This window comes from Nocardia sp. NPDC056952, assembly GCF_042674185.1.
In the GTDB taxonomy this organism is placed as follows: Bacteria; Actinomycetota; Actinomycetes; order Mycobacteriales; family Mycobacteriaceae; genus Nocardia.
In genome coordinates, this window is sequence record NZ_JBHURA010000003.1 from 53,383 (window position 1) to 79,365 (window position 25,983).

At 67.4% G+C, this 25,983-nt stretch carries 25 protein-coding genes; 17 read left to right on the forward strand and 8 right to left on the reverse strand.

The window, feature by feature from the left end; translation table 11 throughout:
* Positions 1 to 49: 49 nt before the first annotated feature.
* Positions 50 to 898, reverse strand: a complete 849-nt coding sequence (locus ACFTS5_RS11940) for an SDR family NAD(P)-dependent oxidoreductase (RefSeq protein WP_378630149.1) — start codon at positions 896 to 898, stop codon at positions 50 to 52.
* Between the two features lie 90 nt (positions 899 to 988).
* Here ACFTS5_RS11940 and ACFTS5_RS11945 point away from each other — a divergent pair, with 90 nt between their 5' ends.
* The 9 genes from ACFTS5_RS11945 to ACFTS5_RS11985 all read left to right on the forward strand — a co-directional run bounded on the left by ACFTS5_RS11945 (position 989) and on the right by ACFTS5_RS11985 (position 9,680).
* On the forward strand, positions 989 to 1,930 hold the full coding sequence (locus ACFTS5_RS11945) for an alpha/beta fold hydrolase (protein WP_378631427.1): 942 nt from the start codon (positions 989 to 991) through the stop codon (positions 1,928 to 1,930).
* 244 nt (positions 1,931 to 2,174) lie between these two features.
* Entirely contained in the window at positions 2,175 to 4,370 is a 2,196-nt protein-coding gene (locus tag ACFTS5_RS11950; protein WP_378630150.1) for an MMPL family transporter, read from the forward strand.
* Between the two features lie 48 nt (positions 4,371 to 4,418).
* Positions 4,419 to 4,880: a VOC family protein gene (locus ACFTS5_RS11955; protein WP_378630152.1), complete on the forward strand. Its 462-nt coding sequence runs from the start codon at positions 4,419 to 4,421 to the stop codon at positions 4,878 to 4,880.
* A gap of 48 nt (positions 4,881 to 4,928) precedes the next feature.
* A complete protein-coding gene (locus ACFTS5_RS11960; protein ID WP_378630154.1) occupies positions 4,929 to 5,441 on the forward strand; it encodes an anthrone oxygenase family protein in 513 nt (170 codons plus the stop codon).
* Positions 5,442 to 5,487: 46 nt separating this feature from the next.
* Positions 5,488 to 6,324, forward strand: coding sequence for an alpha/beta fold hydrolase (locus ACFTS5_RS11965; protein ID WP_378630156.1), 837 nt, complete (start codon positions 5,488 to 5,490; stop codon positions 6,322 to 6,324).
* A 111-nt stretch (positions 6,325 to 6,435) separates the two neighbouring features.
* The gene (locus tag ACFTS5_RS11970) at positions 6,436 to 7,098 is read left to right on the forward strand and encodes a hypothetical protein (protein WP_378630157.1); all 663 of its coding nucleotides are present in this window, start codon (positions 6,436 to 6,438) and stop codon (positions 7,096 to 7,098) included.
* 50 nt (positions 7,099 to 7,148) lie between these two features.
* Positions 7,149 to 7,814 (forward strand): GNAT family N-acetyltransferase, encoded by a 666-nt coding sequence (locus ACFTS5_RS11975; RefSeq protein WP_378630160.1) that lies wholly within the window; start codon positions 7,149 to 7,151, stop codon positions 7,812 to 7,814.
* Positions 7,815 to 7,997: 183 nt separating this feature from the next.
* Complete coding sequence (locus ACFTS5_RS11980) at positions 7,998 to 8,165, forward strand: hypothetical protein (RefSeq protein WP_378630161.1); 168 nt, start codon at positions 7,998 to 8,000, stop codon at positions 8,163 to 8,165.
* Positions 8,166 to 8,408: 243 nt separating this feature from the next.
* Positions 8,409 to 9,680 (forward strand): PucR family transcriptional regulator, encoded by a 1,272-nt coding sequence (locus tag ACFTS5_RS11985; protein WP_378630163.1) that lies wholly within the window; start codon positions 8,409 to 8,411, stop codon positions 9,678 to 9,680.
* Here ACFTS5_RS11985 and ACFTS5_RS11990 read toward each other — a convergent pair whose 3' ends face one another.
* Positions 9,681 to 11,234 carry an acyl-CoA carboxylase subunit beta gene (locus ACFTS5_RS11990; protein ID WP_378630165.1) on the reverse strand — a complete coding sequence of 518 codons (1,554 nt, stop codon included), beginning with the start codon at positions 11,232 to 11,234 and terminating at the stop codon, positions 9,681 to 9,683.
* Positions 11,235 to 11,373: 139 nt separating this feature from the next.
* Positions 11,374 to 13,119 carry an FAD-dependent oxidoreductase gene (locus ACFTS5_RS11995; RefSeq protein WP_378630167.1) on the reverse strand — a complete coding sequence of 582 codons (1,746 nt, stop codon included), beginning with the start codon at positions 13,117 to 13,119 and terminating at the stop codon, positions 11,374 to 11,376.
* 478 nt (positions 13,120 to 13,597) lie between these two features.
* Here ACFTS5_RS11995 and ACFTS5_RS12000 point away from each other — a divergent pair, with 478 nt between their 5' ends.
* The gene (locus tag ACFTS5_RS12000; RefSeq protein WP_378630170.1) at positions 13,598 to 19,060 is read left to right on the forward strand and encodes a carboxyl transferase domain-containing protein; all 5,463 of its coding nucleotides are present in this window, start codon (positions 13,598 to 13,600) and stop codon (positions 19,058 to 19,060) included.
* A 38-nt stretch (positions 19,061 to 19,098) separates the two neighbouring features.
* Here the strand turns inward: ACFTS5_RS12000 and ACFTS5_RS12005 are convergent, their stop codons facing one another.
* Positions 19,099 to 19,671: a TetR family transcriptional regulator gene (locus ACFTS5_RS12005; RefSeq protein WP_378630171.1), complete on the reverse strand. Its 573-nt coding sequence runs from the start codon at positions 19,669 to 19,671 to the stop codon at positions 19,099 to 19,101.
* A 38-nt stretch (positions 19,672 to 19,709) separates the two neighbouring features.
* On the opposite strand from ACFTS5_RS12005, the gene ACFTS5_RS12010 reads away from it, so the two are divergent.
* The 7 genes from ACFTS5_RS12010 (at position 19,710) to ACFTS5_RS12040 (ending at position 23,399) form a co-directional block, all read left to right on the forward strand.
* Positions 19,710 to 19,841, forward strand: coding sequence for a hypothetical protein (locus tag ACFTS5_RS12010; RefSeq protein WP_378630174.1), 132 nt, complete (start codon positions 19,710 to 19,712; stop codon positions 19,839 to 19,841).
* Positions 19,842 to 19,909: 68 nt separating this feature from the next.
* On the forward strand, positions 19,910 to 20,098 hold the full coding sequence (locus ACFTS5_RS12015; RefSeq protein WP_378630176.1) for a hypothetical protein: 189 nt from the start codon (positions 19,910 to 19,912) through the stop codon (positions 20,096 to 20,098).
* A gap of 75 nt (positions 20,099 to 20,173) precedes the next feature.
* Positions 20,174 to 21,133, forward strand: a complete 960-nt coding sequence (locus tag ACFTS5_RS12020; RefSeq protein ID WP_378630178.1) for an Acg family FMN-binding oxidoreductase — start codon at positions 20,174 to 20,176, stop codon at positions 21,131 to 21,133.
* A gap of 114 nt (positions 21,134 to 21,247) precedes the next feature.
* Positions 21,248 to 21,538: a hypothetical protein gene (locus ACFTS5_RS12025; RefSeq protein WP_378630179.1), complete on the forward strand. Its 291-nt coding sequence runs from the start codon at positions 21,248 to 21,250 to the stop codon at positions 21,536 to 21,538.
* Between the two features lies 1 nt (position 21,539).
* On the forward strand, positions 21,540 to 22,211 hold the full coding sequence (locus ACFTS5_RS12030) for a HemK2/MTQ2 family protein methyltransferase (protein ID WP_378630181.1): 672 nt from the start codon (positions 21,540 to 21,542) through the stop codon (positions 22,209 to 22,211).
* 13 nt (positions 22,212 to 22,224) lie between these two features.
* Entirely contained in the window at positions 22,225 to 22,404 is a 180-nt protein-coding gene (locus tag ACFTS5_RS12035) for a CDGSH iron-sulfur domain-containing protein (RefSeq protein WP_378630182.1), read from the forward strand.
* Entirely contained in the window at positions 22,401 to 23,399 is a 999-nt protein-coding gene (locus ACFTS5_RS12040) for an iron-containing redox enzyme family protein (RefSeq protein ID WP_378630184.1), read from the forward strand. Before ACFTS5_RS12035 ends, ACFTS5_RS12040 begins: the two co-directional genes overlap by 4 nt.
* Here the strand turns inward: ACFTS5_RS12040 and ACFTS5_RS12045 are convergent.
* The 4 genes from ACFTS5_RS12045 to ACFTS5_RS12060 all read right to left on the reverse strand — a co-directional run bounded on the left by ACFTS5_RS12045 (position 23,374) and on the right by ACFTS5_RS12060 (position 25,807).
* Positions 23,374 to 23,799: an ATP-binding protein gene (locus ACFTS5_RS12045; RefSeq protein ID WP_378630186.1), complete on the reverse strand. Its 426-nt coding sequence runs from the start codon at positions 23,797 to 23,799 to the stop codon at positions 23,374 to 23,376. The two genes, ACFTS5_RS12040 and ACFTS5_RS12045, sit on opposite strands and share 26 nt — an antisense overlap.
* 76 nt (positions 23,800 to 23,875) lie before the next feature.
* Entirely contained in the window at positions 23,876 to 24,295 is a 420-nt protein-coding gene (locus ACFTS5_RS12050) for an STAS domain-containing protein (protein ID WP_378630187.1), read from the reverse strand.
* A 137-nt stretch (positions 24,296 to 24,432) separates the two neighbouring features.
* Positions 24,433 to 25,272 carry an RNA polymerase sigma factor SigF gene (locus ACFTS5_RS12055; protein ID WP_378630189.1) on the reverse strand — a complete coding sequence of 280 codons (840 nt, stop codon included), beginning with the start codon at positions 25,270 to 25,272 and terminating at the stop codon, positions 24,433 to 24,435.
* Positions 25,273 to 25,369: 97 nt separating this feature from the next.
* Complete coding sequence (locus ACFTS5_RS12060) at positions 25,370 to 25,807, reverse strand: anti-sigma factor (protein ID WP_378630190.1); 438 nt, start codon at positions 25,805 to 25,807, stop codon at positions 25,370 to 25,372.
* Positions 25,808 to 25,983 lie beyond the last annotated feature (176 nt).

Consider the following 25,983-nt stretch of genomic DNA (forward strand, 5'->3'; position numbering starts at 1 on the left):
GATCCTCAATGTAAATGTAACGCACTGTCGCAGGTAATTCTAGGGGGAGTCAGTCGGCGCGCGGGATGCGTCCGTCGACGTCGGTGAATCCGTAGTCCTCGGCGAGGTCGGCGACTTTCCAGGACTTCCCGGAGCGAGTCGACCGGCCCGGGTCGGCGGCCAGTGCCACCACGGCCCGCCCGGGGAAACGCGGGGTCTCGGCGGTGTCGAGATCGAAGGAGCCCTCGCCGGGCAGGGTCACCCGGCGGTGGCCGTGCTCGTCGGCCGGAATCAGTTGCAGCAGTTCGGTATCGACGATTCCCGGCCAGATCGAGACGGCGGTCGCGCCGGTGCCGTTCAGATCGTGGGCGAGATCGGCGGTGAGGCGATCCAGTGCGGTCTTGCCGACGCCGTAGACGGCATTGTGCATGTACCGCCGCGCGCCGGGGGAGGAGACATTGACGATGAGCCCGGCCGACTCGATCAGCAGTGGCGCGGCGAAAACGCTGGCCACGTAGTGCGACCGCACGCCGATTTCGAAGGTCTCGTCCCAGGCCCTGGGCGGCACGTCCCAGAACTTGCGGCCCAGCCAGCGGGCGGCGGCGGGGGAGTTGTAGACGTTGTTGACCAGTACGTCGAGGCGGCCCTGTTCCTCGCGGATCCGGGCGAAGAGCCGCTCGACCGCGTCGTCGTCGCGGTGATCGCAGACCGCCGCGACGCCGTGCCCGCCGAACTCGGTGACCATCGCGGCGGTCTCGTGCACGGTGCCGGGCAGTCTGCCCGGCTCGGTGGTGCGCCCGGTGACGTACACGGTCGCGCCCGCCGCGCCCAATTCGAGGGCGATGCCTTTGCCGATGCCGCGACTTGCCCCGGTGACGACCGCGACGCGCCCGGCCAGAATCTTGGGTGTTCCGCTCATGACCTCAGGACACTACCGTCAAACCAGAACACGTTCTAGAAATTGGAGGCGGTAGTGGAGCAGAGATTCCTCGACACGGGCGGAATCCGGATGCATGTCACCGAGCAGGGGCAGGGCTACCCGGTCGTGTTCTGTCACGGCTTTCCGCACACCGGGTTCATCTGGCACCGGCAGATCGCAGCCGTGGCCGAGGCGGGATTCCGGGCTATCGCGCCCGACCTGCGCGGGTACGGCCGAACCGAGGCGCCCGCTGATGTCGCCGCCTATACCAACGCGGCCGTGATCGGCGACCTCCTGGCGCTACTCGATGACATCGGCGCCGAGAAGGCCGTGTTCGTCGGCCTCGATTTCGGTGCCCAACTGGTGTGGGAACTGTCGCTGCGCGCCCCCGAGCGGGTCGAAGCCGTCGTGGTGCTGAACAATCCGTACTCGCCGCGCCCGCCGCGCCCGCCCTCGGCGTTCTGGACCAAGGCCGCCCAGCGGCACTTCCTGCACCTGTCCTACTTCCAGGAACCCGGCGTCGCCGATGTCGAACTCGCCGCGCGGCCGAGGGAATTCCTGTCCCGCGTCTACTTCTCCCTCTCCGGCGACTACCACTATCTCGACACCTGGAAGAACCCGCCGGGTCTGGGTTACCTGGATGTGCTGCCCCAGGCGCCCGCGCTGCCGTGGGCCTGGCTCACGGAGGACGAATTCGACACCCTCGCCGCCGAATTCGAACGGACCGGTTTCACCGGAGGCCTGAACTGGTACCGCAACCTGGATCGCAACTGGGAGCTCACCGAGCCCTTCGCCGACGCCCGGATCGAGGTGCCGACGTACTTCCTCTACGGCGAGAACGACCCCGACATGGAGGGCTTCAGCGGTCGTGACCCCCTCGCCACGCTCCGTGCCAATGTCACCGATCTCCGCGCGGTCGTGGAACTTCTGGGCGCAGGCCACCTCGTGCACCTCGAGCGAACCGACGCGGTCAACGATTTCCTGATCGCCGCGCTGCGGGAAGTCGGTGTCGGTCAGCGCGCGCGGTCGTAGGTCGGGGCGATCTCGCCCAGCTCGCCGACCTCGCGATGCCCGAGCGTCCACCGCTGCCCTGCGATCCCGTTCCGCGGCAACCGATTCTGCTGCGAGGGCGGCACGGTATCGCTCCACGGCATCGCGCTCGGCCGGAAGACGCGAAGTGGCGGTACTTTTGGTGGGAGGCACATCAGGCGGACCACCGGAAAGGATGCGGCCTCTTGGAGATGGCGCTCGGAACCGATGAACGGGCGGCGAGCTAGTGTTCGCGCGCTGGGGCGATCTGATCCATCGATTCCGGTTCGCGGTACTCGGCGTCGTCGTGGCCGCATTGCTGGCGCTCGGCGGATACGGCCTGGGTCTGCACGATGAGCTGAGCTCCGGCGGCATGGACGATCCCGGCTCGGAATCCGCGCTGGCAGGGCGCTTGGCCGACAGTGCGTTCGGTCGCAACCACGACCTCGATGTGGTGGTGCTCTACACCGCGCCGCCCGGCAGGACCGTCGACGATCCCGAGTTCAGCCGCAAGATCGTCGACAACCTCAACAGCCTGCCTCGTGCGTACCCCGGTGCGATCGCCGGCGTCAACGGCGCCTACTGGCCGACGGAAACGGGCCGGGCGAGTGGTTCCCTGTTCGCCACCGGCGACCGCACCCGCGCGGTCGCCGCCGTGGCCATCGTCGGCGACAACGACACCGAGATGCTGCGCAACACCAGAAAGGTGAAGGACGCCTTCGCGATTCCCGGCGTCGATGTGCAGGTGGGCGGCCTGCAACCGGTGGCGGGAACACTCAACGACACCCTGTCCGACGACATCCGGCGGATGGAAGTCCTCGCCTTCCCGGTGGTCGCGCTGCTGCTGTTCTTCATCTTCGGCGGTGTGGTCGCGGCCGCGCTGCCGTTGATCGTGGGTGGGTTGACGATGGCGGGTGCGAGCGGGATCGTGCGCACCTTCACCTACGTCACCGAGGTGAACTCTTTCGTCGCGCCGGTGGTTTCGATGATCGGCGCCGGATTGGCCATCGACTACGGGCTGTTCATCGTGAGTCGCTTCCGTGAGGAACTCGCCGAAGGCTACGACACCGCGTCGGCGGTGCGGCGCACGATGACGACGGCGGGGCGCACCGTGGTGTACTCCGCGACGATGATCATCGCCAGCGCGGGCGGCATGCTGTTGTTCCCGCAGGGGTTCCTGAAATCCATCGCCTACGGCGCGATCGCGACCGTGTCGCTGGCGGCGCTCACCGCGATCACCTTGCTGCCCGCGATGCTCGCGATCCTCGGTGCGCGCGTAGATCTGTGGGGCAGCAGACGGCTCCGGCGAACGAAGTCAGCGCACGAGGTGGAGAACGGTTTCTGGGGTCGTAGCACCCAGTGGGTGATGCGGCATCCGGTGAAGGTCGCGGGTGTGCTGTGCGTGGTGCTGGTGCTGCTGATCCTGCCCGCCCGCAACCTCGCCTTCGGGGGCTTCAGCGAACGATATCTACCGCCGGACAACAGCACTCGCGTCGCGCAGGAGCAGATCGACGCGACCTTCCCCGGCCGCCGATCGGATCCGATCGACCTGATCTTCGTCTCCGGCGACAGCGTCGCGATCGGTGCGGCCCTGAAACTGGCCAACCGGGCACCCGGGCTGGCGGCGAAGTTCGAACTGCCGTCGCGCTCGCCGGTGCAGTCCGATGTCTACCGCACCACAACGACGCTCACAGACTCCGATGCGGCCGGTGACACCATCGAATACCTGCGCGGCATCGAACTTCCCGACGGGGTCCAGATGCTCGTCGGCGGTGTCCCCACCATCCAGAAGGACAGCATCGACGCGCTGCTCGAGCGCATCCCGTGGATGATCGCGCTCGTTCTGCTCGTCACCACACTGCTGATGTTCCTGACCTTCGGTTCGCTGATCCTGCCGATCAAGGCCGCGCTCATGAGCGCGCTCGGTCTCGGCTCGACGCTGGGCATCCTCACCTTGATATTCATCGACGGTCACGGCGCGAGCCTGCTGAACTTCACCCCGCAACCCATCCAGGCCAACATGCTGGTGGTGATCATCGCCATCATCTACGGCCTGTCCACCGACTACGAGGTCTTCCTGCTCTCGCGGATGGTCGAAGCGCGGGCCGCGGGTGCCTCCACGACGGAGGCTGTGCGCATCGGCACCGCTCACACCGGCCGCATCATCACCGCCGCCGCCCTGATCCTGCTCGTCGTCACCGGCGCCTTCGCCTTCTCCGACCTTGTTCTGATGCAATACGTCGCTTATGGCATGATCGCCGCGCTCATCATCGACGCCACCGTCCTGCGCATGCTCCTGGTCCCCGCGACGATGAAACTGCTCGGCGACGACTGCTGGTGGGCCCCCACCTGGATGAAGGCCGTCCACGCCAGGTTCGGACTGGGCGAATCACCGTCCTCGGCAACGACAGCGACAGATTGTCGGACCTCTGACATACGGTGACCGAAGATCTGTCACGCCGTGTGTTCGGTTGCCATGAACGGAGTAATGATGAGCCGCCATATTCAGATCACCTTCGACGCGCACGATCCCGCCGCGCTGTCGACCTTCTGGCGGGATGCGCTGGGGTACGTGCATCCGGGGCCGCCGGGGGTCGAGGTGCCCGCCGGGGTGGATCCGCTCGTTGTGTGGGATCAGTTTCTCGCGCGGATCGGGGTTCCGGCGGAGGAGCGGAACTCGAAATCGGCGATCGAGGATCCGGACGGTCATGGTCCGCGGGTGTTCTTCCAGCGGGTACCCGAGGGCAAGGTCGCGAAGAACCGGGTTCACCTCGACGTGCGGGCGGCGCCCGGGTTGCAGGGGGACGAGCGGATGGCGGCGTTGGAGACCGAGTGCGCGCGACTGGTCGCGCTGGGTGCGAAGCGGGTCGAGCGCTTCGAGCCCGAGCCGCCGATGAGTGCCGGGTGGATCGTGTTGGCCGACCCCGAAGGCAACGAGTTCTGCCTCGATTAAATTTGACACTCTTGTCAGAGTTAGCGGCGGGCGGCTAACTTCGACCTCATGAAACACGCTCCGATACGCGCACTGGCCCTGCTCACCACCGGTCTTCTCGCCGGTGCGTTCGGCTACGGTGCCGCGAATCTGGTCCCGACTTTTCATCGGGTCCCGCTGCAGATGCGCCTCGAATTCCACACCGAGCTCATGCAGAACAACAGCATCAGCATGCAACTCACCATGGCCGCCGCCGCGCTGAGTTGCCTCGTCCTGGCCGTCGTGCAGGCGGGCAGGGACCGGGTGCTCGCCGCGGCGGCCGCGCTACTCGTCGTCGGATCGTTCCTCATCACCAGGCTCGGCAACGTGCCGATCAACCACAAGATCAACGCCTGGGCTGTCGACGGGGCGCCCGCCGATTACGCCGACATCCTCGTGCGGTGGGATCTGTTCCACTTCCTGCGAACCGGGACAGCGCTGGCCGCGTTCGCGCTGATCATCGCCCTGGTGGTGTGGCGTGCCGAGGAGCAGAAGCGAGAGTTTCGCCGTGCGGACGAGGGGGTCGGCGCTACCGTGGGTTGACCACGACGACGTGGTCACGTGGCTGCCATCGGAAGGAAGCCCCGCGATGCGGTATTTCGACTTTCGCGGAACGTCGATCGCCTATGACGAGGCGGGTGCGGGCCCCCCGATCGTCTTCCTGCACAACCTCGGCGGCGACCGCCACATCTGGCGCGCGCAAGTCGATGCGCTGCGGCAGACGCATCGGGTCTTCGCGATCGACCTCATCGGCTACGGCGATTCCGACGCTCCCGACGACGGATACACCGTCGAGAACTATCTGGCCATGGTCACCGCGTTCTTCGAGGAGCAGGATCTGCGCGATGTGACGCTGGTCGGCCACTGTTTCGGCAGCGCGCTGTCGCTGCTCTACACGCAGCGCAATCCCGACCGGGTGCGGTCACTGGTGCTGAGCAGCCCGCTGACCCCGGCCACGCTGCGGCCGACCCGCACCGCATGGGCGGCCCGACTGGGTCGGCGCGTGCATATCGACTCACTGCTTGCCCGCGTCCGCATTCCCGGCCCGCTGGCGGGACTGATCGTGGCAGAACAGCTGGGTTCGGAGAAAGCGCCGCACGCGACGGACATCGTCGCGCACTTGCGCGAGAGCTGGACCGAACCTCGCCGGCTGATGGTCACCGCCGCGATCTCCCGGGAGATCCCGCGGCTCGGCGAACTGGACGAGTTCGTGCCGCCCCACGACTTTCCGCCCATCACCACGGTCTGGGGCAGCCGCAATCGAGTGCTGTGCGCTCGCGCCGGCGCCACGCTGAACCGCACGTTGGGACCCTCGCGGGCGATCGTCGTCGAGGGCGCGGGGCACCTGGTGATGGTCGAGGCGCCCGATCAGGTCACCGCCGCGGTGCGCGCCGCGACGACGGGCGCCCGCGTCGTCGATTCCTAGTACGAACGGACCACCGCCGGGCGCGAATCTCACTCCACCGCGACATGCGGCGGAGCGGGCGCTGTTGCTCGGTGAACCGAACTTGTCGGTGCGCGAAGTTAGTCTGCTCTCATGGACGGACCGGACTCTGCGCTACGCCGCTTGACCCGCGAGGCAGGAAAGCTGTTGCGGCCCTACGGCTTTCACGGAACGGAAGCCTCCTGGACCCAGGTCACCGAAGGCGGGGTCGCCTCGATCCGCCGCACCCGTGTCCAGCGGACCTGGACAGACGGTCAGCAGGCGCTCGGATTCGGCCTCGAGCTCAGCGCGACGCCGACCGCCTGGTGGGAATTCTGCGCATGGCGTGACGCTGCGCGCGACCTCCCGCCCGCGGCGCTCGAACAAGCCACCGGGCCCGGAGTGATCGACAACCACGGCCTGAGCGCGGAGCTGACCGAGTTGTGGTGGCTGCGTGTCGATCCGGCCCACCGGGAGCGGCCCGCACTCCAGGCCGACGTCGACGCCGTACGCGCCGACTTGCCGGTGCGCGTCCATGCCTACGCGCGCCGGGCACTGCGATTGCTCGAACCGGACGCCTATCTGGACGAACTGCTGGCGGACCCGAATCCGCGGCCTGCCGTGCTGGAGGCGATCATCGTTCTGCTCGCCGAACACGGACCCGGACCGCGACTCGACGATGCGGTGAACCAGTTCCGATCATCGGTCGCCGACCCGAACGAGTCGGGCGCCGAGGACGTCATCGCCTACCTGCGCGGCCGAGCCGTCCCCGTCTGAGCGCCCTGCTCGAGCAGCCGGACGGACGGCTCGCCATTATCATTCCGCCCGTGGGAGATGCGGTACAGGACGATGCCCGGCGGATTCGCCCCGGCAACCGGAAAGACTTCGGTGTCGCCGCCGAACTCCTGGCGGCGGCGTTGGCGGAGGATCCGGCGACCTTGTGGCTGCACCCGAAGCAATCCAGCCGCAGAACCCGGCTCGTCCGATCGTTTCGATTCTCGCTCGATGACGCACGCGATTGCAGCGACGGCGTCGACCTCGCGCTCGACAGCACCGGCGCGATCGTCGGCGTCGCGGTATGGTTGGCCACCTTTCATATCCTGCCGCGAGCGACGCTGGGTCGACAGCTGAGATCGATCCACACCTACGGTTCGCATGCCGGACGTGCCAGCGCTGGTGCGCGCGCGACCTACGCGGCCGGTGTGCAGGAGCAGCATTGGCACTTGCTGGCCGTCGGTGTCTCCGCGGCGGCGCGTGGACACGGACACGGACGGGATCTGATCGCGGCGGGAATGTACCGAGCTGCCGCAGACGGTGTCCCCGTGCACCTGGAAACGACGAATCCCCACAACCTGTCCTTCTATGAACGCCTCGGATTCGAGACGACCGGGGTGCTCGACCTTCCGGGTGGTGGCCCGCGCAGATGGCTCATGCGTCAAGTGCCGCAACCGATCCCGAATCCCGCCCGGGACAGGCGGCCGCGCAATACCTGAAGGTGCCACGAAACGCGAGACGTTCGCGATGGAAATTGTTGTGGAAATCCATGACAATTCCGCGGAAAGGGAATTGGAACGTCAAAACCTGTGCACGGTGATAGCGGTTTGCATGGTGACCGTGATCTGATCGAGATGTCCCGAAGCTGGGATGCTTCACAGAGTGCAAATAAGGATGACCGTATGAACTTCAGAATTTCCCGTCCGCTCGCCGTCGCCGCGATCGTGCTGTCAGCCGGTGCGATCGGCGCAGGCACCGCCACGGCCGCGGCGCCTGCGCCCGTCTCGGGTTCGGTGGAAGTGTGTGTCCCCCTTCCGCTCCCGGTGCTCGAGGTCAGCTTCTGCCTGTAACCGACTGACACGGCTAAATGCGGCGGTGGCGACACCGTTCACGGAGTGAAGATGTGCGCGGCTCCGGTTCGGATCCGCCACCGCCGCATCGTTGTGGACCCGCAGGCCCGCGGGTTTGTTTGTCGGAAAGCATCATTGATCCAGCCTTCTCTTACTCTTTGTCACAAGTGAAGGTTGGACGGGGGATTGTCGTTCACGGTAGTTTGGGGGCTTGCCCAGTGATCTGGGTGGGAAGGATTCATCATGGCTGGCGCAACTTCCATCGAGCCGTTCCTGACCGTTTCGGGGCGGCCCGTGTCGAACCCCTTGAAGGATGTGCGGACGATATCCCGCCAGATGGTGGTGCATTTCATCGAGAATGTCGTGCCGTGCGGCACGCTGCCCGGCGAAGCGCTCGACGGAGACGTCACCACGGTGACCCGCGTCTGTCTCGAGCTGACCAGGAGCATGCTCGACGGCCGCGATATCCCGGGACGGGTCGAGCGAGTACAGGCCGCCGCCGCCGATTGGGCGCGCGAGGGAATCCCGATCGACACCATTCACGACGCCGTGCACGAGGGCTTCAAACTCGGCTTCGATCTCGTCATCACCAATGTCACCAATCATGACTACGACACCGTGGTCGGGGTGGCTCGGCGGTTGATGGACGCCCAGAAGATGATCACCTCGGCGGTCTCGGTGGCCTACGTCCGCGAATTGCGATCGGTGGACAGCGAGCATCACACCGCGGTGCACACCCTCACCTCGGCGCTGCTCGGCGGCCAGAACACCTCGACGATGGCGCGCGAATGCGGCATCGAGGTCGCCGATCGCTATCACGTGATGGCACTGGAACTACCGCCGCACGCGGAGGAATTCGATCCCACCCTCGACGCCAAAGTCGTCGCCCGACGCAAATTGCGCCGCGTGCAGGCAGAACTGGCGGACCGCTGTGAAGGGAAGGTGCTGTCGCTGTTGAGCGTGGACGGCGGCACTCTGCTGTTGCCCGCGCACGAATTCACCCAGGTGGAATTGGATGAGCTGATCGTGCACCTGTCCGCCGCGGCGCAGGTGCCGGTGCGTGCGGTGGCGACGTCGGCGACGCCGCCCGAAATCCCGCACGCCGCTGAGCAAGTCCATGAACTCGTCGAAATCGTGCATCGATTCGGTGGTCCGAGCAAGGTATATCGTCCGCACGAATTGGCCTTCGAATATCAGCTGACCCGGCCGGGCCCCGCGCGCGACTATCTGAGTTCCATCGTCGATTCCCTCGAAGCGCATCCGGAACTACTACGCACGCTCGAGGTGTACATGTCCACGAATATGCAGCGGGCGCGGACCGCTCGCATGATGTTCATCCACACGAACACCGTCGATTACCGATTGAAAAGGATCGGCCAGATGACCGGGTTCGACCTCAACGACGTGTCCGGTCTGTGTCATCTGCGCGCCGCTCTGTTGATCCGGGCCCACCGTGGGTCCGGATCAACAGAGCTCTATCGAAGCCCGAGCGAAACCAGTTCGCGCGCAGGCTGATCACATGGGATAGAGCGGGTGCTTACGCGGGTTGAACTCCGGCTTGACCGGCGGCTTGTCGCGCAGCAGGCGCAGTGCGTGCCGGATCTCGAGGCGGGTGCGTGAGGGCTCGATCACCGCGTCGATGTAGCCGCGCTCGGCGGCGACCCACGGGGTGGCGATGGTCTCGTTGTACTGGTTGATCATGAAATCGCGCGCCGCGGCGCGGTGTTCCTCGGGGACAGCGGCCAATTGGCGTTTGGCGGCGAGGTCGACCGCACTTTCGGCGCCGATCACGGCGATCCGGGCCGTCGGCCAGGCGAAGCTCACGTCGGCACCGACCTGACGGCAGCCCATCATTCCGTAGGCGCCGCCATAGGACTTGCGCACCACCAGGCTGATGATCGGTACTGTCGCCTCGATGATCGCCCGCGGCATCCGGCCGCCCCGGATGATCACGCCCGCGTCTTCCTGATCGAGGCCGGGCAGCACGCCGGGAGTATCGGTGACGAAGATCAGCGGGATGTTGAAGGCGTTGCACAGCCGGATGAAGTAGGTGCCCTTGTCGGAGCACGCGGCGTCGACGGACCCGCCGAGGACCAGTGGCTGATTGGCGATCACGCCGACCGGGTAGCCGTCGACCCTGGCGAACCCGGTGATCAGGTTCGGGGCGAAAGCCGCTCGGATCTCATGGAATTCACCATCGTCGAACAGGCGCAACAGGACGTCGTGCATGTCGTACCCCGCACGATCGGAATCCGGGATGATCGTCTCGAGTTCCAGGTCGTAGGCGGTGATGTCGGGTTCCAGGCCGGGATTGACGACCGGCGGCTGTTCGAGGCAGCTCGACGGCATGTAGCTGAGGTAGTTGCGGGCCCAGTCGAAGGCTTCCTGCTCGTTGTCCGCGACGTGATGCAGGGTGCCACGTTTGGCCTGCACCTCCGCGCCGCCGAGCGCCTCGGCGCTGATGTCCTCACCGTTGACGGCCTTGATCACGTCGGGCCCGGTGACGAACATGTAGGTGTCCTTCGTGCCGACGAGCACGTCGGTATTGATCGGCCCGTAGACCGAGCCCGCCGCGCATTTGCCGAGCATGATCGACACCTGCGGCACATAGCCCGACAGCTTCTCCAGAACCCGGGTCATATCGCCGAACGAGGCGAGCGAACCGGCCGCGTCCTGAACCCGTGCGCCGGGGGACTCGTTGATCGTCACCACCGGGCACCCGTTGTCGAACGCGAGTTTCAGCGCCTGCATGAACTTGCGCGCCGCCGTGATACCGACCGACCCGCCGTACACGGTCGGATCATGAGCGATCACGATCACTGTCCGGCCGTGGATCAGCCCACGACCGGTCACCAGTCCGTCACCGTAGAGGGCATCAGGCTGTCCGGGCTGTCGTGCCAGCGCTCCGATTTCGATGAATGTCCCAGGGTCGAGCAGCATGTTCATCCGCTCGCGAACGCTCGGAACGCCCTTCTTCGCTCGCTTGGCTACGGCGGCCTCACCTGCTGGTTCCGCGGCGATCGCCAGAATCTCGGCCAGCCCGTCGAGCTTCGCCTTGGTACTTACCACGCTTACTGCCACCTTCCAACCAACTCAAATGCTGTGCGCGACGGTAGTCGAATCACGGTGCGGCAGCGCGATAAGCGGGGGAGGCGGGAGAGGTCACAAAGTCTCGGTCGGCGATCTCATCGCATTCTCTACACCGAGCTCAGCGGTCCTCGTGGGTGGACGCGGTGACCGGCCAGATCGGCAGGCGAAGGGCGGCGGTCGCGGTGGCGGGAACGACGGGGTTGTTCGGTGCCACCGCGGCGATCCGCTCGTACGGAACGCCCATCGCCGGGCGCGGATCCGGTTCGCCCTTGTTGGGCCACAGCGCGGCCGCGCGTTCGGCCTGGGCGGCGATCGTCAGTGACGGATTGACACCGAGGTTGGCCGAGATCGCCGAACCGTCGACGACGCTGAGACCGGGGTAGCCGTGGACCCGGTGATAGGGGTCGATGACGCCGTCGCTCGCATCGGTGCCGATCACACAACCGCCGATGAAGTGCGCGGTCATCGGGACGTTGAACACATCGGGCCAGGTACTGCCCGGTGTGGCACCGAGTTTCGCGGCGACGTGCCGGGTCGCCTCGTGCCCGGGCGGAATCCACGAAGGGTTGGGTTCGCCGAAACCCTGCTTGCTGGTGAACCGGCGGCCGAACACCCCGCGCCGGGTGTAGGTGGTGATCGAGTTGTCCAGGCTCTGCATCACCAGCAGCACCAGCGTGCGCTCGCTCCACCGGTTGGTGCGCAGCAGCCGCACGGTCTGCACCGGGTGTCGCCCGGCGATGAGCAGCACCCGCGACCATCGCGGCAGGCGCTGATCGCCGTCGACCAGATAGGTGTTGAGCAGTCCCATGGCATTGGATCCCTTGCCGTAGCGCACGGGTTCGACATGGGTGTTCGGTGTGGGATGGAACGAGGACGTGATCGCCACGCCCTTGGTGATGTCGACGGCGGGGTCGACCTCGGTGCGTCCGGCGCCGAGGATGGCCTCGGAGTTGGTGCGGGTGAGCACACCCAGTCGCGGCGAGATCCCGGGAAGCACCTTGGTGTCGCGCATGCGGAACAGCAGGTGCTGGGTGCCCCAGGTGCCCGCGGCCAGGACGACATGTCGCGCCGATCGGGTGGCACGGTGTTTGCGGATCCACTTCCCGGTGCGTTCGGTGTCGACCAGCCAGCTGCCGTCGGGTTGGGGCCGGATCGCGGTCACCGTGGTCATCGGCGAGACCACGGCGCCGGCCTGCTCCGCCAACCCGAGGTAGTTCTTGACGAGGGTGTTCTTGGCGCCGTGACGGCAGCCGGTCATGCATTCCCCGCACTCGATGCAGCCGGTGCGCTCGGGACCGACGCCGCCGAAGTACGGGTCGGCGGCGGTCCGGCCGGGTTCGCCGAAGTACACCCCGACCGGGGTCGGCACGAAGGTGTCACCGACTCCCATCTCGTGGGCCACCGACTCGATGATCGTGTCGGCCGGCGTCATGTGCGGATTGCGTACGACGCCGAGCATGCGGCGGGCCTGGTCGTAGTGGGGGCTGAGCTCGGCGTCCCAGTCGGTGATATCGGCCCACTGCCGGTCGCCGAAGAACGCCGATCCCGGTTTGTAGAGGGTGTTGGCGTAGTTGAGCGAACCACCGCCGACCCCGGCGCCTGCCAGGATGAAGCAGTCGCGCAGGCGGTGAATGCGCTGGATGCCGTAGCAACCCAACCTTGGGGCCCACAGATACCGGCGCAGATCCCAGTTGGTCGCGGCGAAGTCCGCGTCCGCGAACCGGCGACCGGCCTCGAGGACACCCACGGTGTATCCCTTTTCCACCAGGCGCAGGGCGGTGACGCTGCCACCGAACCCGGATCCGACGATCAAGACGTCGTAGTCATAGGAGGGGGCGGCGTTGCCGGGAGAGTCTGCTGACACGGACCCGACGGTAGAAGCCCGCGTGCCGAAGCGACCGATTCGGCGCGCCGACTGGAAGAACTCACGATCTCGGGCGCGGAGTTATGGCACGGATGACAGTCGAAGGTCCGCCCGCGTCCCGCACCTGGTGGGACGGGTGGAAGTTCACCTCGAATATGTTGTAGGTCAACATGATTGATAGGATTTCGAAGTGAGTGGATGGTCCGGGACCGCAGACCTTGGCCGTCCACTCACTCGGGGGAGATACTTGTTCAACCAGCGGGCATCGCGACGCCCGCCAGCGGTCATCTGAGCGCCTTCGGCCGCTCGCGTTCGTCGGGTTGTATGGTGCTCGGCGGCCGCTCGTGCCTTGGCTACGTGCCGGTAACCCGCGCACGGTGCTTGTATATGGGGCACGGGGGTGCAGACTGCGCACGGACCGGGAGTTGCAAATCTCACCCGCAGGACGATGTCCTGGGTAAATGGAAGGAGTCGGCGAGTGTTCAGCCGTATCGCCATCGTGAATCGGGGCGAGGCCGCTATGCGCCTCATCCATGCCGTCCGTGATCTGGCGGCGGCAACCGGGCTACCGATCGAAACCGTAGCCCTGCACACCGACGTGGACCGGAATGCCACCTTCGTCCGGGAAGCCGATATCGCCTACGACCTCGGTCCGGCCTCGGCCCGCCCGTATCTCGACCTCAAAGCCCTCGAGAACGCCCTCGTGGCCACCAAGGCCGACGCGGCCTGGGTCGGCTGGGGCTTCGTCGCCGAGGATCCCGCGTTCGCGGAACTGTGCGACCACATCGGCGTCACCTTCGTCGGGCCGAGCGCCGAGGCGATGCGCAAGCTCGGTGACAAGATCGGCGCCAAGCTGATCGCCGAGGAAGTCGGCGTGCCCGTCGCGCCGTGGAGCCGGGGCGCGGTCGACACCGTCGAAGACGCCATCGAAGCGGCCACCGCGATCGGCTACCCGCTGATGCTGAAGGCCACCGCCGGTGGTGGCGGTCGCGGCATCCGCGTGATCACCAACGAGGCCGAACTCGTCGACGCCTACGAGCGCACCAAGCAGGAGGCCGCCCGCGCCTTCGGCAGCGGCGTCGTCTTCCTGGAGCGCCTGGTCACGGGCGCCCGCCACGTCGAGGTCCAGGTGATCGCCGACGGTCAGGGCACCGCGTGGGCGCTGGGCGTGCGCGATTGCTCGGTGCAGCGACGCAATCAGAAGGTGATCGAGGAATCCTCCTCTCCCGTACTGAGCGCCGAGCAGACCGCCGAACTCAAGGGCTCCGCCGAGCGCCTGGCGATCGCGGTCGGGTACTGCGGCGCGGCGACCGTCGAGTTCCTCTACCACCCCGGTGACCAGCTGTTCGCGTTCCTCGAGGTCAACACCCGCCTGCAGGTCGAGCACCCGATCACCGAGCTCACCACCGGTTTCGACCTGGTGCACGCGCAGCTGCGGGTCGCCTCGGGCATCAAGCTCGAGGGTGAGCCGCCGGTCGAGCGCGGCCATGCCATCGAAGCCCGCCTCAACGCCGAAGACCCCGACCGCGACTTCGCGCCCGCGCCCGGCCGCATCGTGCGCCTCGATCTGCCCGCGGGCCCCGGTATTCGCGTCGACACCGGCGTCAGCCAGGGCGACACGATTCCGGCCGACTTCGACTCGATGATCGCCAAGATCATCGCCTACGGCCGCGATCGCGACGAGGCCCTCGGCCGACTGCGCCGGGCAATGGCCCAGACCCGCGTCGTCATCGAAGGCGGCGCGACGAACAAGAGTTTCGTCCTCGACCTGCTCGACCAGCCCGAGGTCATCGACGCCAGCGCCGACACCGGCTGGATCGACCGGGTGCGCGGCGAAGGCCGCCTGGTGACCCATCGGCACTCCACCGTCGCGCTGGCGGTGGCCGCGATCGACGCCTACGAGGAAGACGAGCGGGTCGAGCGGCATCGACTGCTCTCGACCGCGTCCGGCGGGCGTCCGCAGGTGCAGCACGAGAGCGGTCGGCCGCTGGATCTGAAACTGCGTGGCGCGGGCTACCGCGTGCGCGTGGCCCGGATCGGCGCGCACCGCTTCCGCGTCGGCATCGAGGCCGGTGGCGAATTGCGCACCGCCGATGTCGATCTGGAGCGTTTCGATCACCACACCGGCCAGATCGTCGTCAACGGCACCCGCTACCGCCTGATCACCGGCACCCACGGACCCACCCACGTGGTGGACGTCGACGGCGTGACCCACCGGATCAGCCGCGACGAGGGCGGTGTCGTCCGTTCGCCCGCCCCCGCGCTGGTCGTCGGCACGCCGCTCGAGGTCGGCGCCGAGGTCGAGGCCGGAGCGCCCGTGCTGGTGCTGGAGAGCATGAAGATGGAAACGGTGCTGCGCGCACCGTTCCGGGCCCGGTTGAAGGAATGCGCGGTCTCGGTCGGCACCCAGGTCGAAGCGGGCGCGCCGCTGCTGCGGCTCGAACCGCTCGCCGACGGCGACGAAGCCGCCGAGGCCGAGACCACCGGCACTGTGGAGCTCGATCTGCCCAGCGCGCCGACACCGTTGCGCGCCCACGAGCGCGTGGCACGCGGTCTGCAGGATCTGAGCAGCCTGCTGCTCGGCTTCGACGTGGACCCGCACGACGACCGTCGCGTCCTCGACGACTACCTCACGGCCCGTCGCGAAGCGGTTGCCGACAGCCTGCGCCCGCTCGCCGAAGAGCTCGAACTGGTGCAGATGTTCGCCGATCTCGCCGAGCTGAGCCACAATCGGTCGGCCGACGACGATCACGGCCAGAGCCACGTCCACAGCGCCCGCGAGTACTTCCACACCTACCTGCAGAGCCTCGATGTCGAGCGGGCCGGGCTCCCCGAGTCCTACCAGGCCAAACTCGGTACGGCGCTGCGCCACTACGGGATCACCGAGCTGGACCGCACGCCCGACCTCGAAGCGGCGGTCTTCCGGATCTTCCTCGCGCAGCAGCGTCCCACCGACACCGTCACCGTCGTCACCGCGCTGCTGCGCGAATGGCTGAACGAGCCGATGCCCGACCAGGTGCTGCGCGAACCCGTCGGCCTGGCGCTCGAGCGCCTCGTCGCGGCGACGCAGGTGCGTTTCCCGGTGATCGCCGATCTCGCTCGCGGTCTGGTCTACGCCTGGTACGGCCAGCCGCTGCTGCGCCGCAACCGTGCTCGCGTGTACACCAACGTCCGTAGGCACCTGAGCTACCTGGACGCGAACCCGACCGCCGATGACCGCGGCGCCCGGATCGCCGAAATGGTGCGCAGCACCGAACCCCTGGTGCGGTTGCTCGGCCAGCGGCTCGAGCGCGACAAGCCCGACCACACCTCGATGCTCGAGGTGCTGACCCGGCGTTACTACGGCAACAAGGGCCTCACCGGCGTCCGTACCGAACAGGTCGGCGACACCACGTTCGTCGTGGCCGAACGCTACGGTTCGACGCTGGTCTCGACCGCCGTCGGCTTCGACAAGCTCGACGCCGCACTGGACGGGCTCGCCGAACTGGCGAGCGGCGCCGTCTCCATCGACGCCGACATCTACCTCAGCTGGGAATCGCAGCCCGAGGACTTCGACGCGATGGCCGCGGCCCTGCAGGAGGTGCTCGGCGCGCACCCGGTGCCGAATCAGGTGCACCGGATCACCGCCACCGTCGCGGGCAGCGGCGGCTCGGTCATGCACCACCACTTCACCTTCCGTCCGTCGGTCACGGGGATGGCCGAGGAACGGCTGATCCGCGGACTGCACCCTTACATCGCGCAGCGGATGCAGCTGGAGCGGTTGCGCAAGTTCGACCTCACCCGGTTGCCGTCCTCGGACGAAGAGGTCTACCTGTTCCGCGGCGTGGCCAAGGAGAACCCCTCCGACGAGCGCCTGATCGCCTTCGCTCAGGTCCGTGACCTCGCGGCATTGCGCGATCACGACGGCCGGTTGGTCGCCCTGCCCACCGCCGAGAGCGCCATCGCCACCTGCGTCGACTCGATCCGGCGGGCCCAGTCGCGGTTCCCCTCGGCCAAGCGGCTCAACACCAACCGCATCGTGATGTACATCTGGCCGCACATGGATGTCACCCGCGCGGAGCTCGAGACCATCGGCGGCCACGTGCTGCCGACGGCCGCGGGCGCCGGGCTCGAGGAAATCCTGCTCATCGCCCGCCAGCGCGATCCCGAGACCGGCGAGCTCACCAAGGTCGGCGTGCGCATCTCGTTCCGTCCCGACGGTGGATCCGACGTGACGGTCGGCGAACGGACCGACGAACCCGTCGAGCCGTTGGACGAATACCGGCAGAAGGTGCTGCGCGCCGCGGCCCGCAACACCGTGTACCCGTACGAACTGACCTCGCTGCTGGGCGATTTCGCCGAATACGATCTCGACGCGAACCATGCGCTGGTGCCGGTCGATCGGCCCAAGGGCCACAACACCGCGGCGATCGTCGCCGGTGTGGTGACCACCGCGACCGCGCAGCATCCGCAGGGCGTGACCCGAGTGCTGCTGCTCGGTGACCCCACCAAGTCCCTCGGCGCGCTCTCGGAGCCGGAATGCCGCCGGGTGATCGCCGCGCTGGATCTGGCCGAGAGCCTGCAGGTGCCGCTCGAGTGGTACGCGTTGTCCTCGGGCGCGCGGATCTCGATGTCCTCGGGTACCGAGAACATGGACTGGGTGGCGGCCGCGCTCAAGCGGATCGTCGAGTTCACCCAGGACGGTCGCGAGATCAATATCGTGGTCGCCGGCATCAACGTCGGCGCGCAGCCGTACTGGAATGCCGAGGCCACCATGCTCATGCACACCAAGGGTGTGCTGGTCATGACGCCCGACTCGGCCATGGTGCTCACCGGAAAGCAGTCGCTGGACTTCTCCGGCGGCGTCTCGGCCGAGGACAACTTCGGCATCGGCGGCTACGACCGGGTGATGGGCCCGAACGGGCAGGCGCAGTACTGGGCGCCGAACCTGTCCGCCGCTCGCGATGTGCTGATGGCCCATTACGACCACACCTACGTCGCCCCGGGGGAGCAGGCGCCGCGTCGGGCCGCGACCGGCGATCCCGTCGACCGCGACATCTCGAGCTTCCCGCATGTGCTGGCGGACAGCAGCTTCGCCACCGTCGGCGAGATCTTCTCCGCCCACGCCAACCCGGATCGCAAGAAGCCCTTCGACATTCGCACCGTGATGCGGGCGCTGGCCGACCAGGACCACCCGGTCCTGGAGCGCTGGGCCGGGATGGCAGACGCCGAGACCGCGGTGGTGCACGACGCGCACCTCGGCGGAATCCCGGTGTGCCTGTTGGGAATCGAGTCACGCAATGTGGCGCGACGCGGCTTCCCGTCCACCGACGGCCCCGACACCTACACCGCGGGCACCCTGTTCCCGCGTTCGTCGAAGAAGGCGGCACGGGCCATCAACGCGGCCAGCGGTAACCGGCCGCTGGTGGTGCTGGCGAACCTGTCCGGCTTCGACGGGTCGCCCGAATCGATGCGCAAGCTGCAGCTCGAGTACGGCGCCGAAATCGGCCGCGCCATCGTGAATTTCGACGGCCCCATCGTGTTCTGCGTGATCTCGCGCTACCACGGCGGTGCGTTCGTGGTGTTCTCGAAGGCACTGAACCCGAACATGACGGTGCTCGCGCTCGAAGGGTCGTTCGCCTCGGTGCTCGGCGGCGCGCCTGCCGCCGCGGTGGTGTTCGCCGGTGAGGTGAAGGCCAGGACCGCGGCCGATCCACGCGTGCGGGAGCTGGAAAGCCGGGTGGCCAATGCCGTCGGCACCGACCGCGCGACGCTGAGTGCCGAACTCGACGAGACACGGTCCTCGGTGCGCGCGGAGAAGCTGGGCGATGTGGCCGCGGAATTCGACCGCGTGCACAACATTCAGCGCGCGGTCGAGGTCGGTTCGGTGGACGCCATCGTCAGCGTCGCGGATCTGCGTCCGCGCATCATCGACGCGATCGAGGCGCGACTGCCCGCGTAGTACTCGGCGGACCGGGCTCAGGATTCGACCGAGCCCGGTCAGCCGGCGCCGTACAGGCGTAGAACCGACGATCGGAAGTGAGTGGCCGCCGTGGCCGCGTCGACCCGGCCGCCGCGCAGCTGCTGCCCCGCCGCGTGGCCGAGCGCGATCGTCGCGGCGACGAGCCATTCGGTGGACAGATCCGTCGTGAATTCTCCGGTCTCGCGGCCGCGCCGGATCAGCGCGTCGAGGTTGTCCTCGACCGGTACGTGGCGTGCGGCGTCGGCCGCGAAGTCACTGTTGGAGAAGTCGAATCTCGTCTGTTCGGCCAGCATCGTGGCGACGGCGGCGAGGAACCGGTCGAGAGCCGCCGTGGCGGTGCCGGTGTCGAGGTCGGCGGCTTCCAGTGCGTCGAGCGTGCGTCGGCTCTGTTCGTCGCGCACCGACGCCAGCAACATCTCCCTGGTCCCGAAGTGCGCGTACGCGGTCTGGCGCGTCACCCCCGCCGCGGCGGCGATCTCGGCCATGCTCGCCTCCGGATGCTCGCCCAGTACCCGGATCGCGGCCGCGACCAGCGCCGACCGGTTGCGTCCTACCTCTACTCGCTGACGGCGCCGCCTTATCTCTGACACGATTGACAACGATAACAGCCCACTTAAAATTGTCAGGTATGTCAGAGATAACTGAACGCGCGGCTCGCAAGCTCGGACACCTGCGGATCGAATGGATCATGATCGGCAGCGTCGCCGACGACGGGCGTGTGCGACGGATTCATCAACTCGCTATGACCCCGAAGTCGTAGGAGTGGTCCTGACCACACCGAATGCCCCTATATCCTGGTCTCTTCGCATCACGAGTAGGAGCGTTCCGATGGCCTTGGCTCGACACTGCGACCGCGATGGTTGCGACAGCTGGCAGCGCATCGATCACGACGTCAACACCCGATGGATCACCGTCGACCTCGGTGCCGGCGACGTGCGGCACTTCGATACCCGCGACTGCCTGCTGCACTGGGCAGCGGCCACCAGCGTCCCGACCGAGGTCTATCCGGCTGTGTAATTTCTCAGATTCGCCACCTAGGGTCGGGTCCGGCCGCAGTACGTCGACCTGCACAGGAAGGAAGACTGGCGAGACATGCCGAGCATCACAACGTGCCGAGACGCACTCGAATTGGCGGTGCGTGCTCCCTCGGTGCACAACACCCAACCGTGGCGCTGGCGGATCCAGCGCGGCCGCGTCGATCTGTTCGCCGACTTCGGGCGTCAGGTACCCGCCACCGACCCCTTGGCACGCGCTCTCGTGGTGAGCTGCGGCGCCGCGCTGCATCATCTCGAAGTGGCCTTCGCCATGCTGGGCTGGCAGGCCGAGATCGATCGGCTGCCCGACCCGGATCGACCCGACCACCTCGCGAAGGTGCGGTTCACACCGCGTCCGCCGTCCGATCGCGATATCCGGCTGGCCGCCGCCATCCACCTGCGCCAATCCGATCGGCGCCGCTATCCCGGCGTGCCGGTGCCCGCGCGCGACCTGCGTGCGGTGTCGCGATGCGCGGCTCGATTCGGGGCCGCGGCCCGGCACGTCCCCGACAGCATGCTCTCGCAGCTGGCCGCCCCCATGCGCCGAGCCGCCGCCCGGCACGCGACAGACACGAACTACCTGGCGGAACTGGATCAATGGAGCGGCTGCCACGGCGAGCCCAACGGCGTACCTGCCCGCAACGCGCCCGCCGCACGCTCATCGGACGAACTACCGGTGCGGGTCTTCGCCGAAGCGGAACTGTCCGAGTACACCGACGAGCCCGACTCCGCCCACTGGCTGGTCGTGTGCACCCCGCACGACAACCGCGTCTCCCAGTTGCGCGCGGGTCAGGCGACGAGCGCGATCCTGCTGCAGGCCACCTACCTCGGCCTGGCGACGAGCCTGCAATCCGAACCGCTCGGCATGCTGGATCTACGCGACCAGATCCGCACCACGGTCCTCCAGGAATGCGCCTATCCGCACGTCATGATCCGAGTCGGCGTCATGCCGCACGCCGCGGCACCCTTGGAGGCCACCCCGCGCCGCCCGGTGACCGAGGTCATCGAAACGAACTGAATCACCTGGTCGATCGGTGTTTCGACCGGGTCGGCGCGAGGGCGGCTGATTGCTTCGACGGATTGCGGGCATGTCCACGACAGGGCGGTGTCGTCCTCGAAAAGGAGCTGCGCGATGAATCAGTCAGAGAAACAGTTTCCCGATGACGCTCGGACCACTCGCACCCATGCGGGCGAGTCGATCAGAGACACCAGGAATTGGCCCGGATTGATTCTTGCCGCTATCGGGCTGGTGCTGCTCGGTCTCACGCTCACCGCGGCCGGGTACGGCTTCGGCGGCTGGGCCGTGATCGCGGGTGTGGCGTGTGCGGTGTGTCTGGTGGTGGGGATCGGGCTCGTTGTCGCCGAGCACCGGCGGGTGAAGGCGCAGGAGGGTCTCGCCTTGGGCGAGCCCCGGGGACACTGAGATGGTCGTCCTGCGGGCGCCGCGCGTCTACCGGCCGCAGGCCGATACCTGGCTGCTCAGTCGTGCGATGCGTGAAGTGCCGTCGCTACCCGGCGGGCGAGTGCTCGATGTCTGCGCGGGGACCGGCGCGCTCACCATGGCCGCCGCCGCGGCGGGTGCAGGCAGCGTGACCGCCGTCGACCTGTCCTGGTCGGCGCTGATGTCGACGTGGATGAACTGCCGATTGCGCGGCATCGCGGTGGAGTTGCTGCACGGCGATTTCGGATCTGCCTTGCGGCTGCCGCGCTTCGACGTGGTGGTCGCGAATCCGCCCTACGTTCCCGCGGGCCGGGCGACCGGTCGCGGGGCGGCGCTGGCCTGGGACGCGGGCCCCGACGGCCGAAGCGTGCTCGACCGGTTGTGCGCGATGCTGCCGGATCTGCTCACCGAGCGCGGCGTCGGCTTGATCGTGCATTCGGCGATCAGCGACCCCGAGCGCAGCCTGTGCCAACTGCGTGGACTGGGCGAGAACGCACACGTCGCGGCGACCGGAACGGTGCCGTTCGGGCCGGTCATGCGGTCTCGCGCCGGATGGTTGGCCGCCAACGGCTTCATCCAGCCCGGTCAGCGCGAGGAGGAACTGGTGGTGATCCGTGTCGACCGAACATCATCTCCCGTCGCCGACCCAGCCTGAGGCGCGGCGGGTCGTGCTCACCGACGGCGGGCCCGCGCTCATCGACGGTCCCGTCGACGTGGTCACCCCCGACGGGACGGTCCTGCACTGCGACCGTTTCGTAGTGGCGCTGTGTCTGTGTCGCCGGTCGAGCACCTACCCGCTGTGCGATACGAGCCACCGGCGCCGACGTCATCCGAGGAGTGCCCCATGACGGCGCTGCGATCACTGCCGCGGCCGCGTGGCGAGTTGTCTGCCGCAGTCACCGAATTGCTCACGCGGACACCGGGTTCGGCAGTTCCCGAGGCCGGCGGCCTCGACCCCTACGGCGAGGATCTTCTGCTGACCCTGCACACCTGCTACGAGCTGCACTATCAGGGATTCGGCGGTGTCGACGAGAACTGGGAGTGGGACCCCGACCTGCTGCGCCTGCGCCGCGACCTGGAGAACCAGCTGCTCACAGCCCTGCATGCCGATGTCCCCGGCGGCGAGGACGTCGAGGCGGAACTCGACCGTCTCCTCGAACCGACCCGTGACACCGACGGCATCGCGGGATTCCTCGCCGAGCGGGGGACGGCCGACCGGTTGCGCGAATACTTCGTCCACCGCTCGATCTATCACCACATCGAAGCCGACCCGTATGCCTGGGTGATCCCGCGCCTGCGCGGACAGGTGAAGGCGTCGCTGGTGGCGGTCGAGTTCGACGAGTTCGGCGCTGGCCGCGGCGAACGCGTGCACGCGCGACTCTTCGCCGATCTGCTGTCCGGCGCCGACCTCGAGCCGGGCTACCTGCACTACCTCGACACCGTGCCCGCGCCGATGCTGGCGCTGGTGGACATGATGACGTTGTTCGGCCTGCACCGTGGCCTGCGCGGCGCGCTGATCGGCCATTTCGCGAATGCCGAGATCACCTCGCCGCCTGCGTCGCGCCGGTTGGCCGAGCTCGCCCGCACGCTGCTCCCGCATCCCGCGTGCGCGCATTTCTACGCCGAACACGTCGAAGCCGACGCCGTGCACGAACAGGTGATGCGCCGCGATGTCATCGCCGGATTGCTGGCCACCGAACCCGGCCAGGCCGCCTCGGTCGTGTTCGGCATCCAGGCGACGAACCTGCTCGAGGATCGCTTCGCCGATCACGTACTGACGTGCTGGAACGAGGATCGCAGCTCGTTACGCGAGGTGCTCAGTGCACCCGTCGCACCTGTGTGAAGGCGATCTCGACGGGGTAACCGCCCTGTTCCCGGTCGTAGGTCTCGTGTTCGGCGGCGAGATGGTCGGTGATCGAGTGCATCACGTGCCAGCCGAATCCGGTCGTGTCGATCGGGTGGTCGCTGTCACAGACCGCGGTGACAGCGATCCGGATCCGGAATCCGTCGGCGGTCACCTCGCAGTGGATCTGGGATTCGGGTACCGCGTCGAGGATCAGGCAGGTGGCCGCCTCGTCGAGCGCTACGCGGATATCGGCTACCTCGTCGACGGTGAAACCGGCGATCAAGGCGACGGTTTCGGCGACCGCCCGGAGCATGACAACCTGGCTCAGATCGGCGTCGATCTGGACGCGGGTCGATGTCGCGCGGGTCGAGGTGATGATCCGGTCGCTCGAATCCACGATGTCCTCCTCCCGAGCGTGCGCGGAGTGGCTTCATCGAGCGCATACCCAGGATCAGGGTGAGCGAAACGGCCTGTCAGTGACCTGGTTCTGATCGGGAGGCCTCATCGATCGACAGGTAACACCGGAACAGCGGCCGCACACCGACCAGATCCAGTGCTCGCTCCACCTCGCGGGTGCCGGTGAGCAGGCGGATGTCGACCCGGTGCGTCCACGCCTCGACCTTGGCATCGCGCAGCATCGCCGCGACGCGGATACTCAGGAATTCGGTGTCGCGCAGGTCGATGACGACGACGCGTGCGCCCGAACGCACGGAGCGATCGAGGAGCGAACGAAATCGTGGCAGGCGCGCCGCGTCGAGCTCGATGCCGCCCTGGAGTACCCAGCAGCCAGGTCGTCCCGGGTCGCGCAAGGCCAGCTCGGCCGCGGCATCCGCGGAGCATCCGCGGTACCAGCGCAGCCGACTCGAATGCCGACGATCCGTGACCACAGACATAGAACCTCCTGTGCGACAGGAATGACCGGTCGTCGCTGCCGACAGGCATCTACCGGCTGGGGGGGAGCGGTAGACGAGGACCGGGGTCGGCTGGAGGTCTCAACCTGGAACAATTCTGGCACGTGTCAGCGCCGCTGTCACTGAGTCGACGTCGGCTCGGCGAGCGCTTGCTCACGCAGGAAGGTCAAGGTCCGCGACAGGATCCGCGAGACCTGCATCTGCGAGACACCCAGGTGCTCGGCGATCTGGCCCTGCGTCTGGGACTCGTAGAAACGCATGATCAGCACCTGCCGTTCCTCGGCGGGCAGCGCGGCGATCAGCGGACGGACCGCCATCGCGTCCTCGGTGAGTTGGTAGCAAGGCTCGTCGCTGCCGAGCGTGTCGGTGATCGGCTGGGTGGAGTTGTCCCGGCCGTCGTGGGTGACGCCGTCGATGGAGTTGGTCTGGTAGCCGTTGCCCGCGACCAGCGTGCGGGTGACCTCGACCAGGTCGACATCGAGCTCGTCGGCGAGTTCGTGCGCGGTGGGGAATCGGCCGAGCCGCTGCGAGAGTTCCTCGGTGGCGGGCCCGATCCTGAGCTGGATCTCCTTGAGCCGTCGTGGCACCCGTACCGCCCACGTGCGATCACGGAAGTGCCTGCGCACCTCACCCATGATCGTGGGGATCGCGAAGGACAGAAAGGAGGAGCCGCGGGTGACGTCATAGCGATCTACGGCGAGCACCAGCCCCACCCTGGCGGTCTGTTCGAGGTCGTCGAACTGCTCGCCACGGCCGTTGAACTTGCGCGCGATGTGATCGGCGAGCGGCAAGCACAGTTCGATGACCTGTGCGCGCACGGTGTCGTGGTGTTCGTCGCCGGGCTCGAGCGCCCGCAGCTTCTCGAACCACGGTTCGATGTTGTCGTAGCTGTCGCCGTGCGAATGAGATCGCCGGGCGGTCGAACGGTCGGCCGAAGCTGTCGTTGATTCCCATGTCATCGCTACTTGCCTCACTTCCAGGCGGTTGCAGATGTGTTCATGGGGTACCCACCGGGACCCGGGGCTATGCCCTACCCACGAGGCTAGCGCGCAATGGTCACGACTTGGCAGGTCCGTGCAATCGCCGGATCCAGCCGAATTCGACCGTGGTGGGGTAGCCGTCGCGGGCTGCGTCGAACCCGGCGTAGTCGGTGCGCAGCGCGTCGGTCAGCGTCGCGACGACATGCCAGCCGAAGGACTGCTCATCGAGGGCGGTGGGCTCTCGTGCCACTGCGCTCACCCGGGCGCCGAGCGCTCCGTCCCCACCGGTGAACGCGCAGTCGAGCAGGGAGTCCTTCGTCGCGACCAGCATCAACGCGGTGGCGACCTCGTCGAGGGCCAGCAGCAGGTCGGTGACCTCGTCGAGCGCGAAACCGCCCACGAGCAGCACCGTCTCGGCGAGCGCGTGCACCATGCTCAGCTGGTCCAGTTCGGCGGGCACCTGGAACCCGACAGTTCTCGAGCGGGGAGCGGTGTCGCGATCTCGAGCCCGCACGCCACCTCCCTCATCCACTACTGTTTGTCGGAGGTTACCCCGTAACCGCCGGGTCACGCCTCGAGCTCATTTCGGGTCGTTGCCCGTCGACTCCGGTTCTCCCGGTCGCCTGCCCCGGGTCTTGCGCATCACCAGCACCACCGCGACGAGGGCAACCAAAGCCACGATCGCAATTA

Coding starts and splice junctions, on each gene's coding strand:
- ACFTS5_RS11970 (WP_378630157.1), top strand. CDS start 6,436: ATGGACGGACCGGACTCTGCGCTACGCCGCTTGACCCGCGAGGCAGGA.
- ACFTS5_RS11940 (WP_378630149.1), bottom strand. CDS start 898: ATGAGCGGAACACCCAAGATTCTGGCCGGGCGCGTCGCGGTCGTCACC.
- ACFTS5_RS11955 (WP_378630152.1), top strand. CDS start 4,419: ATGAGCCGCCATATTCAGATCACCTTCGACGCGCACGATCCCGCCGCG.
- ACFTS5_RS12055 (WP_378630189.1), bottom strand. CDS start 25,272: ATGACATGGGAATCAACGACAGCTTCGGCCGACCGTTCGACCGCCCGG.
- ACFTS5_RS12010 (WP_378630174.1), top strand. CDS start 19,710: ATGTCAGAGATAACTGAACGCGCGGCTCGCAAGCTCGGACACCTGCGG.
- ACFTS5_RS11965 (WP_378630156.1), top strand. CDS start 5,488: ATGCGGTATTTCGACTTTCGCGGAACGTCGATCGCCTATGACGAGGCG.
- ACFTS5_RS12015 (WP_378630176.1), top strand. CDS start 19,910: ATGGCCTTGGCTCGACACTGCGACCGCGATGGTTGCGACAGCTGGCAG.
- ACFTS5_RS11980 (WP_378630161.1), top strand. CDS start 7,998: ATGAACTTCAGAATTTCCCGTCCGCTCGCCGTCGCCGCGATCGTGCTG.
- ACFTS5_RS12020 (WP_378630178.1), top strand. CDS start 20,174: ATGCCGAGCATCACAACGTGCCGAGACGCACTCGAATTGGCGGTGCGT.
- ACFTS5_RS12040 (WP_378630184.1), top strand. CDS start 22,401: ATGACGGCGCTGCGATCACTGCCGCGGCCGCGTGGCGAGTTGTCTGCC.
- ACFTS5_RS11985 (WP_378630163.1), top strand. CDS start 8,409: ATGGCTGGCGCAACTTCCATCGAGCCGTTCCTGACCGTTTCGGGGCGG.
- ACFTS5_RS12025 (WP_378630179.1), top strand. CDS start 21,248: ATGAATCAGTCAGAGAAACAGTTTCCCGATGACGCTCGGACCACTCGC.
- ACFTS5_RS12030 (WP_378630181.1), top strand. CDS start 21,540: ATGGTCGTCCTGCGGGCGCCGCGCGTCTACCGGCCGCAGGCCGATACC.
- ACFTS5_RS11960 (WP_378630154.1), top strand. CDS start 4,929: ATGAAACACGCTCCGATACGCGCACTGGCCCTGCTCACCACCGGTCTT.
- ACFTS5_RS12050 (WP_378630187.1), bottom strand. CDS start 24,295: ATGTCTGTGGTCACGGATCGTCGGCATTCGAGTCGGCTGCGCTGGTAC.
- ACFTS5_RS11945 (WP_378631427.1), top strand. CDS start 989: ATGCATGTCACCGAGCAGGGGCAGGGCTACCCGGTCGTGTTCTGTCAC.